The 14,329-nt window shown below is 64.8% G+C and carries 14 protein-coding genes; 2 read left to right on the forward strand and 12 right to left on the reverse strand.

Going from position 1 to position 14,329, the window contains the following annotated elements:
- On the forward strand, nucleotides 1-1,142 hold a 1,142-nt coding region (locus tag EOA24_RS10040), incomplete at its 5' end, for a chloride channel protein (protein ID WP_133374485.1).
- A 192-nt stretch (nucleotides 1,143-1,334) separates the two neighbouring features.
- A complete protein-coding gene (locus tag EOA24_RS10045; RefSeq protein WP_126081507.1) occupies nucleotides 1,335-2,720 on the forward strand; it encodes an FAD-binding oxidoreductase in 1,386 nt (461 codons plus the stop codon).
- Between the two features lie 12 nt (nucleotides 2,721-2,732).
- Here EOA24_RS10045 and EOA24_RS10050 read toward each other — a convergent pair whose 3' ends face one another.
- The 12 genes from EOA24_RS10050 to EOA24_RS10105 form a co-directional block, all read right to left on the reverse strand.
- Nucleotides 2,733-4,376 (reverse strand): MFS transporter, encoded by a 1,644-nt coding sequence (locus EOA24_RS10050; protein WP_126081508.1) that lies wholly within the window; start codon nucleotides 4,374-4,376, stop codon nucleotides 2,733-2,735.
- Nucleotides 4,377-4,525: 149 nt separating this feature from the next.
- A complete protein-coding gene (asnB, locus tag EOA24_RS10055; RefSeq protein WP_126081509.1) occupies nucleotides 4,526-6,391 on the reverse strand; it encodes an asparagine synthase (glutamine-hydrolyzing) in 1,866 nt (621 codons plus the stop codon).
- Between the two features lie 163 nt (nucleotides 6,392-6,554).
- Nucleotides 6,555-6,821, reverse strand: a complete 267-nt coding sequence (gene fliQ / locus EOA24_RS10060) for a flagellar biosynthesis protein FliQ (RefSeq protein ID WP_040989996.1) — start codon at nucleotides 6,819-6,821, stop codon at nucleotides 6,555-6,557.
- A gap of 128 nt (nucleotides 6,822-6,949) precedes the next feature.
- Nucleotides 6,950-7,357 carry a flagellar hook assembly protein FlgD gene (gene flgD / locus EOA24_RS10065; RefSeq protein WP_126059607.1) on the reverse strand — a complete coding sequence of 136 codons (408 nt, stop codon included), beginning with the start codon at nucleotides 7,355-7,357 and terminating at the stop codon, nucleotides 6,950-6,952.
- A gap of 1 nt (nucleotide 7,358) precedes the next feature.
- A complete protein-coding gene (gene flbT / locus EOA24_RS10070; protein ID WP_126081510.1) occupies nucleotides 7,359-7,796 on the reverse strand; it encodes a flagellar biosynthesis repressor FlbT in 438 nt (145 codons plus the stop codon).
- Entirely contained in the window at nucleotides 7,793-8,140 is a 348-nt protein-coding gene (gene flaF, locus EOA24_RS10075) for a flagellar biosynthesis regulator FlaF (RefSeq protein WP_042640513.1), read from the reverse strand. Before flaF ends, flbT begins: the two co-directional genes overlap by 4 nt.
- 31 nt (nucleotides 8,141-8,171) lie before the next feature.
- A complete protein-coding gene (locus EOA24_RS10080) occupies nucleotides 8,172-9,221 on the reverse strand; it encodes a flagellar hook-associated family protein (RefSeq protein ID WP_126081511.1) in 1,050 nt (349 codons plus the stop codon).
- A 3-nt stretch (nucleotides 9,222-9,224) separates the two neighbouring features.
- Nucleotides 9,225-10,679 (reverse strand): flagellar hook-associated protein FlgK, encoded by a 1,455-nt coding sequence (gene flgK, locus EOA24_RS10085; protein WP_126081512.1) that lies wholly within the window; start codon nucleotides 10,677-10,679, stop codon nucleotides 9,225-9,227.
- 29 nt (nucleotides 10,680-10,708) lie between these two features.
- Nucleotides 10,709-11,965 carry a flagellar hook protein FlgE gene (locus EOA24_RS10090; protein WP_126059611.1) on the reverse strand — a complete coding sequence of 419 codons (1,257 nt, stop codon included), beginning with the start codon at nucleotides 11,963-11,965 and terminating at the stop codon, nucleotides 10,709-10,711.
- Nucleotides 11,966-12,179: 214 nt separating this feature from the next.
- Nucleotides 12,180-12,848, reverse strand: a complete 669-nt coding sequence (locus EOA24_RS10095; RefSeq protein ID WP_126081513.1) for a response regulator transcription factor — start codon at nucleotides 12,846-12,848, stop codon at nucleotides 12,180-12,182.
- A gap of 222 nt (nucleotides 12,849-13,070) precedes the next feature.
- Nucleotides 13,071-13,661, reverse strand: coding sequence for a transglycosylase SLT domain-containing protein (locus EOA24_RS10100; protein WP_126081514.1), 591 nt, complete (start codon nucleotides 13,659-13,661; stop codon nucleotides 13,071-13,073).
- Nucleotides 13,591-14,329 (reverse strand): flagellar hook-length control protein FliK (locus tag EOA24_RS10105; RefSeq protein ID WP_133374486.1); only part of this gene is annotated, 739 nt, incomplete at its 5' end. The genes EOA24_RS10105 and EOA24_RS10100, both read right to left, overlap by 71 nt.

Genomic DNA, 14,329 nt, shown 5'->3' on the forward strand with positions numbered 1-14,329 from the left:
TGGCGGCGGCGATCTGCGCCTCGCTGACGGCGGAAATGTTCGGCGGCGTGCCGTTTCCGCTGGAACTGTCGGGTTTGCCGAATTTGACCGCCAGCGAGTATGTGCCGTTCCTGTTGCTGGGCCTGCTTGGCGGCGCGGCTTCGATCGCCATCATGCATCTGGTCAGCATCGTCGAGCGCGTCTTCGTGCGGTTGTCGATCGACGCGTCGGTCAGGCCGTTCATCGGCGGCATCTTCGTCGGTCTGCTCGGGCTGGTCACGCCGCAGGTGCTTTCGAGCGGCCATGGCGCGTTGCACCGCGAGTTCGCCATGAATTACGCGCTTCCGGTCGTGGCGAGCGTCTTCGTGATGAAGCTGGCGGCTTCGGCCATCTCGCTCGGCTCGGGCTTCCGCGGCGGCCTGTTCTTCGCCTCGCTGTTCCTGGGCGCGCTGCTCGGCAAGGTCTTCGCGGGCGTCATGGCGATGACCGCGCCGTCGGTGGGCATCGACCCGGCGGTAGCCGCCGTCGTCGGCATGACCTCGCTGGCGGTCGGCGTCGTCGGCGGTCCGCTGACCATGACGTTCCTGGCGCTGGAATCGACCCGCGACCTGACGCTCACCGGCGTGGTGCTGGCGGCCTCGATCATGTCGGCGATCCTGGTGCGCGAGACCTTCGGCTACTCCTTCTCGACCTGGCGCTTCCATCTGCGCGGCGAGACGATCCGCAGCGCCCATGACGTCGGCTGGATGCGCAGCCTCACGGTCGGCTCCATGATGCGCAAGGACGTCCGCACCATTCCCGCCTCGACCACGCTCTCGGAATTCCGCAAGGAGGTCCCGCTCGGCTCGGCGCAGCGCGTCATCGCCGTCGAGCATGCCGACCAGTATGTCGGCATGCTGCTGGTGCCGGAACTGCACAGCGACCGCTCCGACGGCGAGACGCCGGTGAGCGCGCTGGCCCAGTTCAAGGACGCGGTGCTGGTGCCCTCGATGAATGTCCAGACCGCGGCCGAGACCTTCCAACGCACCGGCGCCGAAGAGCTGGCGGTGGTCGAGGATTTCGACGAGCGCATCGTTCTCGGCCTGCTCACCGAAAGCCATCTGATGCGCCGCTACGCCGAGGAACTCGACAAGGCGCGGCGCGACCTGTCGGGCGAAGGTTGACCCGAACGACAGCCCGGCCAATAAGAGGCCATTTGGAAAATCCACTCCGCCGGCCATCTGATGGCGTTTTCTGCGCTTCCGGTGCTCACGGACCTGAATGTCCGCTCCGCTCCGGTTCTCGAAACCACCACCATATGACTCGCCGGAGCGAATTTCGAAACGGTCTCTAAGACGTCACTCCTGGAAGCCATCATGCAAGTCAAGCGCAACGGCGACATCTCGTTCTGGTACGCGGATCTGGGCGCCATCCCCGCGCCGCGTCCGCCTTTGCCAGGCGACATCGAGGCGGATGTCGCGATCGTCGGCGCGGGCTATACCGGGCTTTGGACGGCCTACTATCTGAAGAAGGCGAAGCCATCGCTGCGCATCGTGCTCGTCGAACGGGAGTTCGCCGGCTTCGGCGCCTCGGGGCGCAATGGCGGCTGGCTGTCGGGCGGTTTCGGCTGGTCGCGCGAGAAATATCTGAAGACCTCGACACGCCCGGGCGTCACCGCCATGCAGCAGGCGATGGCCGGCTGCGTCGACGAGGTCATCCGGGTGGCGACGGAAGAGGGCATCGATGCCGATATCCGCCGCGTCGACAATCTGACGGTCGCCACCAATCCGGCGCAGCTGGAGCGCGTGCGCGAGGAATGCGAGACGACCCGCTCCTGGGATGCCGATCCCGAACGGATCGAGCTGCTTGACGCCGAGGCGACACGGGCGCGCATCAACATCCGCAATGTCATGGGTGGCTTCGTCATCCGCGGCCAGGCGCGCGTGCAGCCGGCCAAGCTGGTGCGCGGGCTCGCGGCGGCGGTCGAGCGTCTCGGCGTTTCCATCTATGAGAAGACAACGGTCACCGCCATTGCCAAGGGCATCGTGGCCACGGACCGCGGCACGGTGCGGGCCGAAATCATCATCCGCGCCACCGAAGGGTTCACGGCCGGCATCCCAGGGGAAGAACGGACCTGGCTGGCGCTCAACAGCGCGCAGATCGTCACCGAGCCGCTGCCGGAAGAGCTCTGGCACAAGATCGGTTGGCAGGGGCACGAGCTGCTCGGCAATGCCGCGCATGCCTATTGCTATGCCCAGCGCACACGCGAAGGACGTATCACCATGGGCGGGCGCGGCGTGCCTTATCGCTACGGCTCGCGCACCGACATCAACGGCCAGACACAGCAGGTAACGATTGACCAGCTGCACACGATCTTGACCACGCTGTTGCCGCAGACCGCGGGGTGCCGCATCGATCACGCCTGGTGCGGCGTGCTCGGCGTGCCGCGTGACTGGTGCACGACGGTGGGGCTCGACCCGGCGACGCGCATCGGCTGGGCCGGCGGCTATGTCGGGCTCGGCGTGTCGAGCTCAAACCTCTCCGGGCGCACGCTGACCGATCTGGTGCTTGGCCAGGATACCGAACTCACGCGGCTGCCCTGGGTCAACCGCAAGGTGCGGCCCTGGGAGCCGGAGCCGTTCCGCTGGCTGGGCGTGCATTCGATGTATCAGCTCTACCGCATCGCCGACCAGCGCGAGGCGGCGGGGCTCGGCCACACGTCAAGGCTGGCCGCCCTCGCCGACAGCATCACAGGCCATTGATCGGCCAGAAGATCAGTGATCGATCGGCCCCTTAGGCGAGACAAGCGCTGTGCCAGCGGTGGTCGGGCGCTCGATCATGCGGCGTACGCGCGGCGGGTTCTCGCCGCTGTGCAGCGCGCGGATGCGTTCGCCGACCACAGCGTCGGCATGGGTGGCGCGGCGGTTGTGGCGGATGTACTCGACCCAGGTCGGCGTGTGGTAGTGCTCGATCCAGACCGACGGATCTTCGAGATCCCGCGCGAGCGTCCAGTTGCGGGCGCCGTCGCGGCGGCGGATGCGGCCGCGCTCTGCCATGGTCGTTAGGAATTCCGGCACGTCGTCCTCGCGGATGATGTACTCGATCATGACGGCGATCGGGCCGCTGCGCGGCTTGAGATCGAGCGACAGCGTCGGCTCCTTGAAGCGGTTGAGCGGATCGAGGTTGAGAACCGTCTGCTTCGGCAACGGCAGGACGAAGCCGATGGCACCGCCGGCAAGCATGGCGATCGCCGCCGCGATCAGCGCGGTCTCCGCCCCATGCGCGTCGGCGACGACGCCCCAGATCCAGCTGCCCAGCGCGATGCCGCCGAAGGTCGCCGTCTGGTAGATCGACAGCACGCGGCCGACCACCCAGCGCGGCGTCGACATCTGCACGGTGACGTTGAAATGCGAGAGCGCGATCACCCAGCAGGCGCCGCCGATGAGCAGGCCCGCTGATGTCTGCCAGCCATTGTGGCTGACCGCGGCGTTGAGGGCGCAGAGCGCGAAGCCGGCAAAGGCCATGCGCACCATCCCCTCGCTGGAAAGCAGCTGCCGCAATCGCACACTGATCAGCGCGCCGCCGACCGCGCCGATGCCGAAGGCGCCGAGCATGATGCCGTAGGTCAGCGCATCGCCCTTGAGGACGTCGCGCGCCACCAGCGGCAGCAGCGCCAGCACCGCGCCGGCGCTGAACCCGAAAGCCGAACCTCGGACCAGCACCTTGGCGATGTTGGGCGACATGGCGACATAGCGCAGGCCCGCTCCCATCGCCGCGCCCAGTGACTCGCGCGGCAGGGTCTGCTCGGGCAGCGCCGGCTTCCAGCGGGCGAGCACGACGATCAGGCCGATATAGCTGATGGCGTTGGCGGCGAAGGCGGCCGCGGCACCCGCGGCGGCGACGATGACGCCGCCGATGGCCGGGCCAACGCTTCGGGTGATGTTGAAGCCCAGCGAGTTGAGCGCGACCGCCGCCGGCACCTTGGCGCGCGGCACCATGTCGCCGACCGAAGCCTGCCATGACGGGCTGTTCAGCGCCGTGCCGCTGTCGATCAGGAAGGTGAAGGCCAGCAGCGTCCACGGCGTCATCCAGCCTTGCCAAGTGGACAAGGTCAGCAGCGCCGAGACGACCAGCATGAAGGCCTGTGCCACCAGCATCACTTTGCGGCGGTTGAAGCTGTCGGCGATGGCGCCGGCGACCAGCGCGAACAGCATGATCGGCAAGGTGGTCGAGGCCTGGACCAGCGCCACCTGGTAGGACGAGGTGGCGATCGTGGTCATCAGCCAGGCGGCGCCGACGCCCTGGATCAGGCCGCCGAAATTCGACACGAGGCTGGCCGCCCATACGGCTCGGAATATGCCGTGCCGGAACGGCGCCAGCGCGGAGACGCGTTCGCTTTCCGGCTCGTGGTCGATCATCGTTGGGCCTTCGTCCACTATTGAGGCACGCCACGCCGAAGAGGCCGGCGACTCGCCAAAGAGTGAGACCCAACAACAGGATGGCAAAGGCGAAAATGCGTCGGCGAAGCTTTAAACCAAGCATCTCGCTGGTCTGGACCAACCCCGGGCTATTTTTCGCCACTCGTCTCGGCGTGCAAGGCCTCGGTCAGGTCGCCTGTGGTGTCGCCGCGCATGTAGAGCCTGAGCAGCATTTCCATGCCGACGAGCCGCAGGCGTGACGTTTCCTGGCCCCTTGCCATGTCGATCAGGTCGTCCAACTCGGAGGACGACCATTTCATCGCGTCGCGCAGCAGACCGCCGCGCAGCAGCCCTTGCGTACCGGCCGAAAATGCATCGGCCATGTCGAAACCGATCTTTGCCGCACGAATGTTTTCATGCGGCAGATGGCGTTCGGCGACCTTCTTGAGCAGCCATTTGCCGGTGCCGTCGCGGTATTTTTGCCTGCGCGGCAGATGGAGGGCGAAGTCGATCAGCCGGTTCTCGATGAACGGCACCCTGAGCTCGACGGACGCCGCCATGCTCAGCCGGTCATGCCTGTGCAGCAGGTCCTGCAGATGCGAGTAGAGGTCGTAGAAGCAGCTTGCCAGGAAGGCGCGGTCGTCGAGCGGCGTGACCCCGTCCAGCCTGTCGAACAGCTTCATCTGCAGGAAATTCAGCTCGGGCGACAGGGCTCTGAGCGCCATGCTGCGCTCGGAGGGCGAGCCGCGGCCGATCGAGTTGCGGAACGGCGCGCGGCGTAGTTCGGCGAATTTGCGGTCGCGTCTGGCCTTCGAGCGGAACAGGCGCTGCAGCCAGGAGCGGCGCCAGAGCCGCATTGTCGATGCCTGCCATTTGTAGCCGCCGAAAAGCTCGTCGGAGCCCTCGCCGGTGAGCAGCACTTTGACGCCGTCGGCGCGGCACTGCTCGGCAAGCGCCAGCAGCGCCGCGTGGCTGGCATGCCAGCCGTCGGTCTCGAGATGCCAGACCGCACGCGGCCAGAGCTCAAGGAATCGGTTCCTGTCGAAAGGCACCCGGCGCAGGCCGACACCGACATGGCGGCCGGTTCGCTCGGCATCGGACGCCTCGCTGCGGCCGAGCTTCTGGTCGATGACATAGCCGTGCAGCTCCGGCCTGAAGCGCTTGGCGAGCGCGGTGATCAGGCCGGAATCGACGCCGCCGCTGCAGGCGGTGGCCAGGCTGGCATCGGCGATGCAATGCAGCTCGACACTCTCCTCCAGCAGCCTCTCGAGCGTCGCCATGTGCTCGGCGTCGGACACCTTGTCTTTGGCGATGCGCGCCGTCTCGATCACATCGAGGACATGCCAGAAGCGGCGCTTCTCGATGCCATCGCCGGTAATCTTCCAGAGACCGGCGGGCGGCAGCCGCTCTATGCCGTCGAAGACGCTGTAGCTGGAATCACGGCTCTGCCAGGCCAGCCGCAATGTCAGCTCGCGCGTGTCGATCCGGCGCGCAAAGTCATGGCAGGCGAGAATCGCCTTGTCCTCGGAGGCAAACAGCAAGCACTCGCCGGTGTCGGCGACCGACAATGGCTTGATGCCGAGCCTGTCGCGGGCAAGCCACAAGGCCCCGTCGCGGGCATCGAAATAGGCGAAGGAGAACATGCCGTCGAACAGCGGCACCGCTTTCTGCGGGCCCCAGTGATGCAGGGCCTGAAGCACCACTTCGGTGTCGGACACCGTGCGGAAGGTCAGGCCTTCCGCCTCCAGCGTCTTGCGTAGCGCGCGAAAATTATAGACCTCGCCATTGTAGCACAGCACGCCGTTGCCGGATGCGGTCAGCATCGGCTCGCGCGCGGCGGGTGAGGGGTCGATGATGGTCAGCCGGCGATGCCCGAGCGCCAAGCGGGCGTTGTTCCAGTTGCCGTGGTCGTCGGGACCGCGATGCGCCAATGCCCGCATCATGCGCGCGACATCGGAAAGATCGCCGCTCCCGATCGGATCGCGCTTTCGCCAGACGCCGGCTATTCCGCACATGGCCCGCCGGCCGTTCTTGCCTGATGCATCGCTTCTTGAATCGCCGTTTGCGACAAAGAGGCCGGCCGATGCCGGCACGGCTACAATCTAGCCGCAACAAACGTCGCCGCAAGCGATCTCGCGCCTTGCGAACAGGCCACTATACGCCTGTCGCGGCTTTGCGTCAGAACCCGTGTTCGATGCGCTCGAAGATAACGTTGGTGAAGGCCGATATCTGGCTGCCGATGAATGGGCCGGTCAGCGCCACCACGAGCATGATGGCGACGATCTTCGGCACGAAGGTCAGCGTGATTTCCTGGATCTGGGTCAGCGCCTGGATGAGGGCGATGCCGATGCCGACCACCATCGCCACCAGCACCACGGGGGCGGAAGCGGTGAGAACCGTCCACACCGCGTACTGGACGATATCGAGGGCATCGGCCTCATTCATGCGGGTACATCCCCAGCGGTCAGACTAAAGCGCGCCGCGATCCTTCGGATTCGCTCCATGCGCTTTAGGTCTTTGGTTTTACGCACGTCTTTATCCCGAAACCGGTTCCCACTTTAGGGAGACATGCTTTAGCTGGCCGGCTTGATCGAGACGCCGGCGCCGACCGGGACCTTGGTGCCATCCTGCAGCACGGCGATCAGACCGTTGCTGGAGAGCGTCACCGAAGCCACCGTGCCGGTGGTCTTGCCGTCGGCCGAGGTGATCGAGCGGCCGATCAGCGCGTCGGCCTGCGAGAGCGCCGATGACTGCATGATCTGGTCGAGCTTGGTGTTGGTCTGCACCGACTGCTCGACCTGGGAGAAGGTGGCGAGCTGCGCGACATATTGCGTCGAATCCATCGGCTTGGTCGGATCCTGGTTCTTCATCTCGGCGATCAAGAGCTTCAGGAACGACTGGTAGTCCACCGCCGTCTTCGAGGTCTGCTGGCTGGCCTGGTTGGCGCCAACCGGGATCGTTGTCGTCATGTCGACAGCCATCTTATGCTCCTACAGCCAGTGCGCGGGGCGCTTCGGGAATCTCGTCAGTGCCTTCGAGCGCCTTGCGCTCGAGCGGATAGAGCGCGCGGATCGCCTTCAGCGCCTCGTAGATCTCGTTCTCGCCGACCATGCGGTCGATCTGCTTCAGGCGGTTGCAGATGTCCTGGTTTTCGAAGCTCGCGATCAGCATCGGCAGCGAGCGGCGGAACATGTCGCGCGCCTCCGCGGCGCCCGCCGGGTTGATCAGCATGATCTGCACGATGAAATAGAGCTGCCTGAGCGGCGTCGAGGCCTGGTCGGCCTGGATCACATGGCTTTCGAGCAGGAACTGCACATCGTTCATCAGCTCGATAGTGACCTTGCGGTCGACGCGGATGACAGCGCCGTTGATGTAGATCTTCTCGTTAGGCTTCAGCGAGATCTTCAGCGTGTTGGTCATTGGATGCCGTCTCGGATGATCTGAGAGACCTCGATCAATCCTTCGAAATTGTTGGTGCGGCCCTGGCGGATGTCCTCGGTCTCGCGCAGCAGCCACAGGCCGATGGAGATCAGGTTGGCGCGCAGCTCCTTGGGGAGCGCGTTGTCGCTGGAACCGAGATCCTCGACGAAAGTGGTCCAGATGCGGTTGGTGAAATGCAGCGCCTCGACCGCCTCCATGGAGTCGGTGCCGACCGCGGCCGCCGCCGCCAGCATGTCGATCGAGCGGGTGAGCAGCTGCCGCTCCCGGTCCTTGGCGTCGGCGACGGAGTCGGTCTGGATGTCGGCGTAGGAGAATTGATACATCGTCGGCGCTCTGGCGTTCCGGTTTACGTGTTCAAGTCAGATAGTTGAGCAGGCTGAGCTGCTGCAAACGCGCGGTCAAGGCAAAGGATGTCTCGATATGCTGTGTCAGGTCGGCGACGCGGGTTGCTGCTTCCGCCGGATCGACGCCTTCGAGGTCGACAATGTGCTTCTCGAAGAGGTCGACCTGGGTCTTCATGCGGTCGCTGGCGTCGGACACCCGCTGCTGGGCAATACCTGTCTCGGCTCGTATCTGGGTGATGCCGCCGATGGCTTCACCGACCAGTGCCTGGGCGCGGCTGACGACCGCGTTCTGCGCGGCCTCGCTGATGCTGCCCGTCATCAGGCCGCTGACCATGGCGGCCGCCATGGCGAGCTTGCGGATGCCTTGGTCGTTGGCGCTGACCGAGGTCTGGGTGGTCTCGTTGAGCGAAATGCGGCTGGTGATCTGCTCGTCGGTGGCGCTCGACCAGTTGGCCTGCCAGCCGGAGCCCAGGAATTGCGGCTCGACCTGCGTGGTGATGAAGTTATCCATCTGCGCGGCAGTGATGTTGGCCGCAGCCGGGTCGGTCTGGGCAAAGCCGAAATAGCTGGTGAAAGCGGCGTCGAACGCCGCCTTGGCCGGCGAGCCGGCGGCGTTGAAATCGTCGATCGGCTTGACGTCGGTGTTGGTGCCGGCAAACAGATATTCGCCGTTGACGCTGGTGTTGAGGATGCCCGTCATCTGCTGCAGCGCCGAGGCGCCCGCGGTCCGCAGGATGCTGGTCGAGGAGTCACCCGACACGCCGCTGGTCAGCGCGGACAGAAAGCTCTGCGCGCTGTTGGCGATCTGGCCGAGCGAATCCTGGGTCGATTTCAGGCGCGCGGTGACGAGCGCGTTGGAATCGACAATGCCGTTCAATCGGTCGAGGTCGCGCTGGAAGGTGACGGCCTGGGTGGTGCGGCTGCCGAGCGCCAGGCCGATATCGGCGACCGTGCCGGTCTGTGATTCCTTGGTCGCCTTGATGAGCTCCGCCTGCATCTTCGCCTGCTGGTAGCGCAGCGCGTTGGATATGGCAGCCGAGGAAACGCCTGTCGCTTTCATGAATTATCCCACCGCCGCCAACAGGGAATCCAGCATGTCGCCTACCGTCTTCATCATATGCGCCGATGCCTGATAGGTGTGCTCGAGGTCGAGAAGCAGGGACATCTCCTGATCGATATTGACCCCGGTGTCGTTGGACAGCGCCTCGGCCGTGCGTGCGGCCAGCGCCTGCTTGTTGTCGGCATTGGTCGAAGCCTGCTGGCGCACGCCTTCGAACCAGCCGATGGCGTTGGCCGCATAGTCGGAGACGCCGGAGCTGACGGCAATGCCGGTGGACGTATCGAAGGCCATCGGCTGATCCAGCTTGTTGCCGTAACCGATCAGCAGGTCCGCATAGGATGCGCCGCCGCCGGTGTTGGCGACATAGGCCACGCCGTTGGCGCCGCCGTCGCGCAGCAGCGCGGGATTGCCGCCGGCGCTCGGATCAAAGGCGGCGTTGACGCTGATCGACCCGGCGAGGCCGTCGACCAGGGTGCCGGCGGGCGGAATTGCCGGCGCGCCGGGCCATGTGAACAGGCCGGTCGCGTTGGGCTGCGACGGCGCGGTCTCGGCAAATGCCGTGATCAGGCCGCGCGCGATTTCGTCGAGCTGGCTCTGCATGGTCGAGGCGACGCCGTCGCGCAGCTTCAACAGGCCCGCAAGCTTGCCATCGGCGGTGGTGTTGTCGCCGGTGCCCGCGGAAACCGGCACGTTGTCGATATAGATCGTGTTGCCGGGCGTGCCGGCCGAATAGCCGGACGACGGCGTGAAGGTCACCGAGCGCGGCACGGTCTCGAACAGCGTCGTGCCGTCCTTGGTGGTGATGACCATGTCGTTGTCGCCGCGCGTGAAGGTCGAGACCGGGACATATTCCGATATCTTCTTCAAAAGCGCGTCGCGCTGGTCGAGCGCGTCGGATACGTCCGTGCCCGAGCGTGTGCCCGAGATGACGGCCCTGTTGGCGTCCTGGAACTGGCTGAGCAGCGAGTTGAGATCGTTAACGGCGGTGGCGATCTGGCTGTCCGCCTGGGTGCGAAAATCCTGGATCGCCTTGGTGCCGCTGTTCAGCGAATTCACCACCTGCTTGGCGGCGTCGACGACGCTGGTGCCAAGGTTCTGGTTCGACGGCGTTGTGGCGTAGAGCTGCAGGGCTTTCTGCAGGTTGGCGATCGCCGTCGAGGGCGATGACGCGTTGTCGACCCCGTTGACCGACAGATCGAGCTGATCCATGCCGTCGTAAAGCGCGCTTTGGCCGCTCCATGCCGACAGCGCCTGGAGGTTCTGCCGAAACAGCAGATCATTGGCGGTACGCTGGATTTCCACCATTCTGGCGCCGGGCGCCGTGCTGGTCACCACGGCGATGCGGCGGGTATAGTCCGGGTTCGAGGCATCGGCCACATTGCGCGATACGACGCTGGTCTGCTTGGAGGTGGCCAGAAGCGCCGACTGGGCAATGCTTAGTGCGGAGGAAAGCGACATGCTGATCTTTCACGGGCGGCGCCCGTCGGTTATCTCTTCAGGTTGACGAGGACGTCCATCAGGTCCGAACCGGTCTGGAAGACCTTGGAATTGGCGGTGTAGCTGCGCTGCGCCGCGATCATGTTGGTCAATTCCTCGGCGATATCGACGTTGGAATTTTCAAGCGCTCCGGAGACGATGGAGCCGAGCTTGCCCTCATTGGCAAAGCCGATATGGACCGCGCCGGAATCGGTGCTCTGCACATAGACGTTGCCGGGCATGGCGGTGAGGTTGTCGGGACTCTGAACATCGGCAAGCGGGATCTTGTAAAGCGCCTTGGTCGAGCCGTCCGCGAACTGCGCGTAGATGACGCCGTCCTGGCCGATCTGCACCTTCTGGATAGAGCTCGGCGCGTTGCCGTTGACCTTGGCGTCGGCGACGGTGAAGCCGGTGCCGAGCTGGGTCAGCTTGGAGAGATCGAGGTTGAGGGTCTGGCCGCCCGGAACGGTGAAGGAGACGCCCGTGGTCGCGCCGGTGAGCTTGCCGGTGGTGGTGTCGAAGGTGAGGTTGGCCGATCCCAGCATGCCCCCCGTATAGGGGAACGAGGTGCCCGGGGTCGCCTTCGACTGGTCGAAGACCGCGACCTGCCAGGTGCCGGCGCCGGTGTTGGTGAAATAGACGTCGAGCAGCTTCTTGTTGCCGAGATTGTCGTAGGCGACCAGCGAGGTTTTCGACGTGTACTGGGCGGTCGCGCTGTTGGTGGAGGGCAGACTGCCGGCCGCGACCGGAGTGGCGCCTGCCGGCAGATTGCCGCTGAATATTCCGCTCGTGCTCGGCGTCGCCGTCATTTCCTGGTCGGAGATCTGCACCGGCACCAGGCCCTCGAAACCGTTGGCGGTCGCCGCCGGATCGCCATTGGCGTAATCGTAGGCCATGAGCTGGTAGCCCGCGGCATTGACCAGCCGGCCTTGCGCATCCGGAACGAAGGAGCCGGCGCGGGTGAGGTAGGGCGTGCCGCCGGCGTCCTGCACGACGAAGAAGCCGTCGCCGTTGACGGCAAGATCCGACACCGAAGTGGTGTAGGTCATGACGCCCTGGGTGCTGACGGCGGAGCGGATCGTCGTCGTCACGCCGCCGGAATTATAGGCGCCGCCGGTGCCGGGCATGATCAGGGACGAGAATTCGGCCGAAGAGCGCTTGTAGCCGGTGGTGTCGGAGTTGGCGATGTTGTCGGCCACCGTGGACAAGCGGTTGGCCTGCGCGTTCATACCGGAAACGCCGGTCCGCATCATTCCGTAGAGGCTCATCGATGGATCTCCGCAGTGCCTGGGTAGGAGGCCACAAAACTATGCCTCGTGTCTTGCGCGAGGCTGGCGCGGGATGTGCCTTGGACGTGATGGCGTTTCGTTGAATCGCCATCACGCCCAAACTCTTTGTTGGAGCATGATCTTGGTCCGAAAACCGCTTCCCACTTTTTGCTTTCGCTGACCTTCGGTTCGGGATCATGCTCTAGGACGGCCATCAAAACACCAGCCGGTAGCCGAGGAACCGCTTGGAATCGATCGGGTCGTGGCCGAGCTTCTCACGCAGCTTCTTGCGTAGCTTCGAGATGTGGCTCTCCACCACATTCTCCTCGACCTCTTCGTCGAAGATGCCGTAGATGGCGTTGAAGACCTGCGTCTTGGTCACGCGCCGGCCGCGGTTGCTGGCCAGATATTCCAGGATGCGCCGCTCGCGCCGCGGCAGCGGCAGCGGCTCGCCGTCGATCTCCGGATCGCGGCCGTCCATGAAGATGCGCATCGAGCCGACTTCGGTGTAGGCGGCCTCTTCGGAGCCGCGGCGGCGAATGGCGGTGATGCGGGCGAGAATCTCGCGGATATGGACAGGCTTGCGGACGACATCGTCGACGCCGCTCTCGAACAGGCGCAGCGTATGTTCGAGCGAGTGATGTTCGCTGAGCGCGATCACCGGTGCGCCGGTCCGGTCGCGGATCTGGCGCGCCGATATTGCGCCCTCGCGGCAGTCGCCGATGAGAAAGGCCCTGACGGATCTGAGATCGGTGTCGGCGGCGGAGTTCACCCATTCGCCGAATTCGCCTGGCGCGAAACCGGCCGTGGCCACGCCCTCGCGATCGAAAAGTGAAGAGTAGCCCTCTGTCACGAGCTCCCGCTCGTCAACGATCACGATCATCGGCCCGCCCTCCGAATCAATTCATTTGCCCCGTGGGGAAAGGGGTAGCCGGGTCGGCGAATCCTGAAAAACCATCATTTCTTGTAGCTATTTTCTTGGGAGTTTTTTTGGGAGCCGTAATAAAAGCGATTGTGCAAGTGTATTCGCGCCGGCTGTTGCGGGATGAATATTGGCGCTGGCGGACATGCTGGCGACGGCCGACCGGCATTCAGGGATATGCAACTATTGATTGCAAAATGTGCTGGCATTCGGCGTCCATTTGCCGAAGCCGGTGGCGACCATGTTGGCGATGACGCGGCAGACATAGACCTTCTGAGCCGGGTCGTTGTCGGGGCCGGCATGGTAGCGGGCGACGGCCAGCGACCAGGTCATGTGCCGTGCGTGCAGGGCGGCCAGGAAGCGTGCGGCATAGTCGACGTTCTGATGCGGGTCGAGCATGTCCTCGACGCTGCGGAAATGGTCGCCGTGATAGTGCTGGTTGATCTGCATGCAGCCGAGGTCGATCAATGTCTTGCCTTCGCGGCGGGCATTCTCGAAGGTGACGAGAGCTTCATCACGGCTGCGCGGGAACACAGCTTTTCCCTCTATATTCAAGGCATTAGGTTGAAGGCTGCCTTTCTTTCCGGTCTCTGTCAGGCCGACCGCATAGAGAATGCCGGCCGGCACGCCATAGCGATCCGCGGCGCGCAGGATCTCCGGCTCGCAGGGATTTGTGGCGGCGCTCGCGCCACCGGCCGCCAGGCTAGATATACATATCGTCGCCAGCGCCCTCGCGAAGAGGCGAAGCCGGGCGAGCAAATTCCTGTGCGCCATTGCTGTCGTTCCTTCCCGGTTGCCGGCCGCCGCCCGCGCCGTTGCCACCCGAGTTCCCGGGCTGGAACGAAGGCTGGTCGCGACCTGTCGACATCGGCATGGCGCTGTTGGCGTCCGTGCGGCTCGCCGCATGCGCTGCTATCGAAGGTTGCAGGATGGTGACCTTGTCGACGTCGAAGCCGAGGCTGCGCATCGACTTGACGATGGCATCGCTGTCGGTGGTGAGACGGCGATATGCCTCGTGCGTCTCCGGCTTCATCTCAATCGAAAGTTGCTCGCCCGATAGCCGCAGGCTGGCGGTGACCACCCCGAGCTCCGCAGGGTGGAGCTCGATCTTGAGCACGTGTGTCGGAACGGCAACAGAATTGGTCGTCTGGGAGCCTGCCGAGGCGCTTGCGAAAGCCTGCTGAACGCCGTTGTCCGAGGCAAGCACCTCAACCAGCGCCGACGCCGTCTGGCCGATCGGGTTTTGCGCCGGCGCCGGGAAGCTCTGCTGGCTGACGACTTCCATGCGTGTGGCGGAAGAAGGCGGCTTGATCGGTGTCTGCGGCGCGGCCGGCTGCGATTGTTGTGATGCCTTGGAGGCGGAAGCCGGTCGCCAGCCCTGCGGCGGCACAGGGCTGTCGGCCTGCGGCTCACTCCCTTGCGTCGGCAAGATTCCGGTTTCG

The sequence above is a fragment of the Mesorhizobium sp. M2A.F.Ca.ET.039.01.1.1 genome, from assembly GCF_003998035.1.
In the GTDB taxonomy this organism is placed as follows: domain Bacteria; phylum Pseudomonadota; class Alphaproteobacteria; order Rhizobiales; family Rhizobiaceae; genus Mesorhizobium.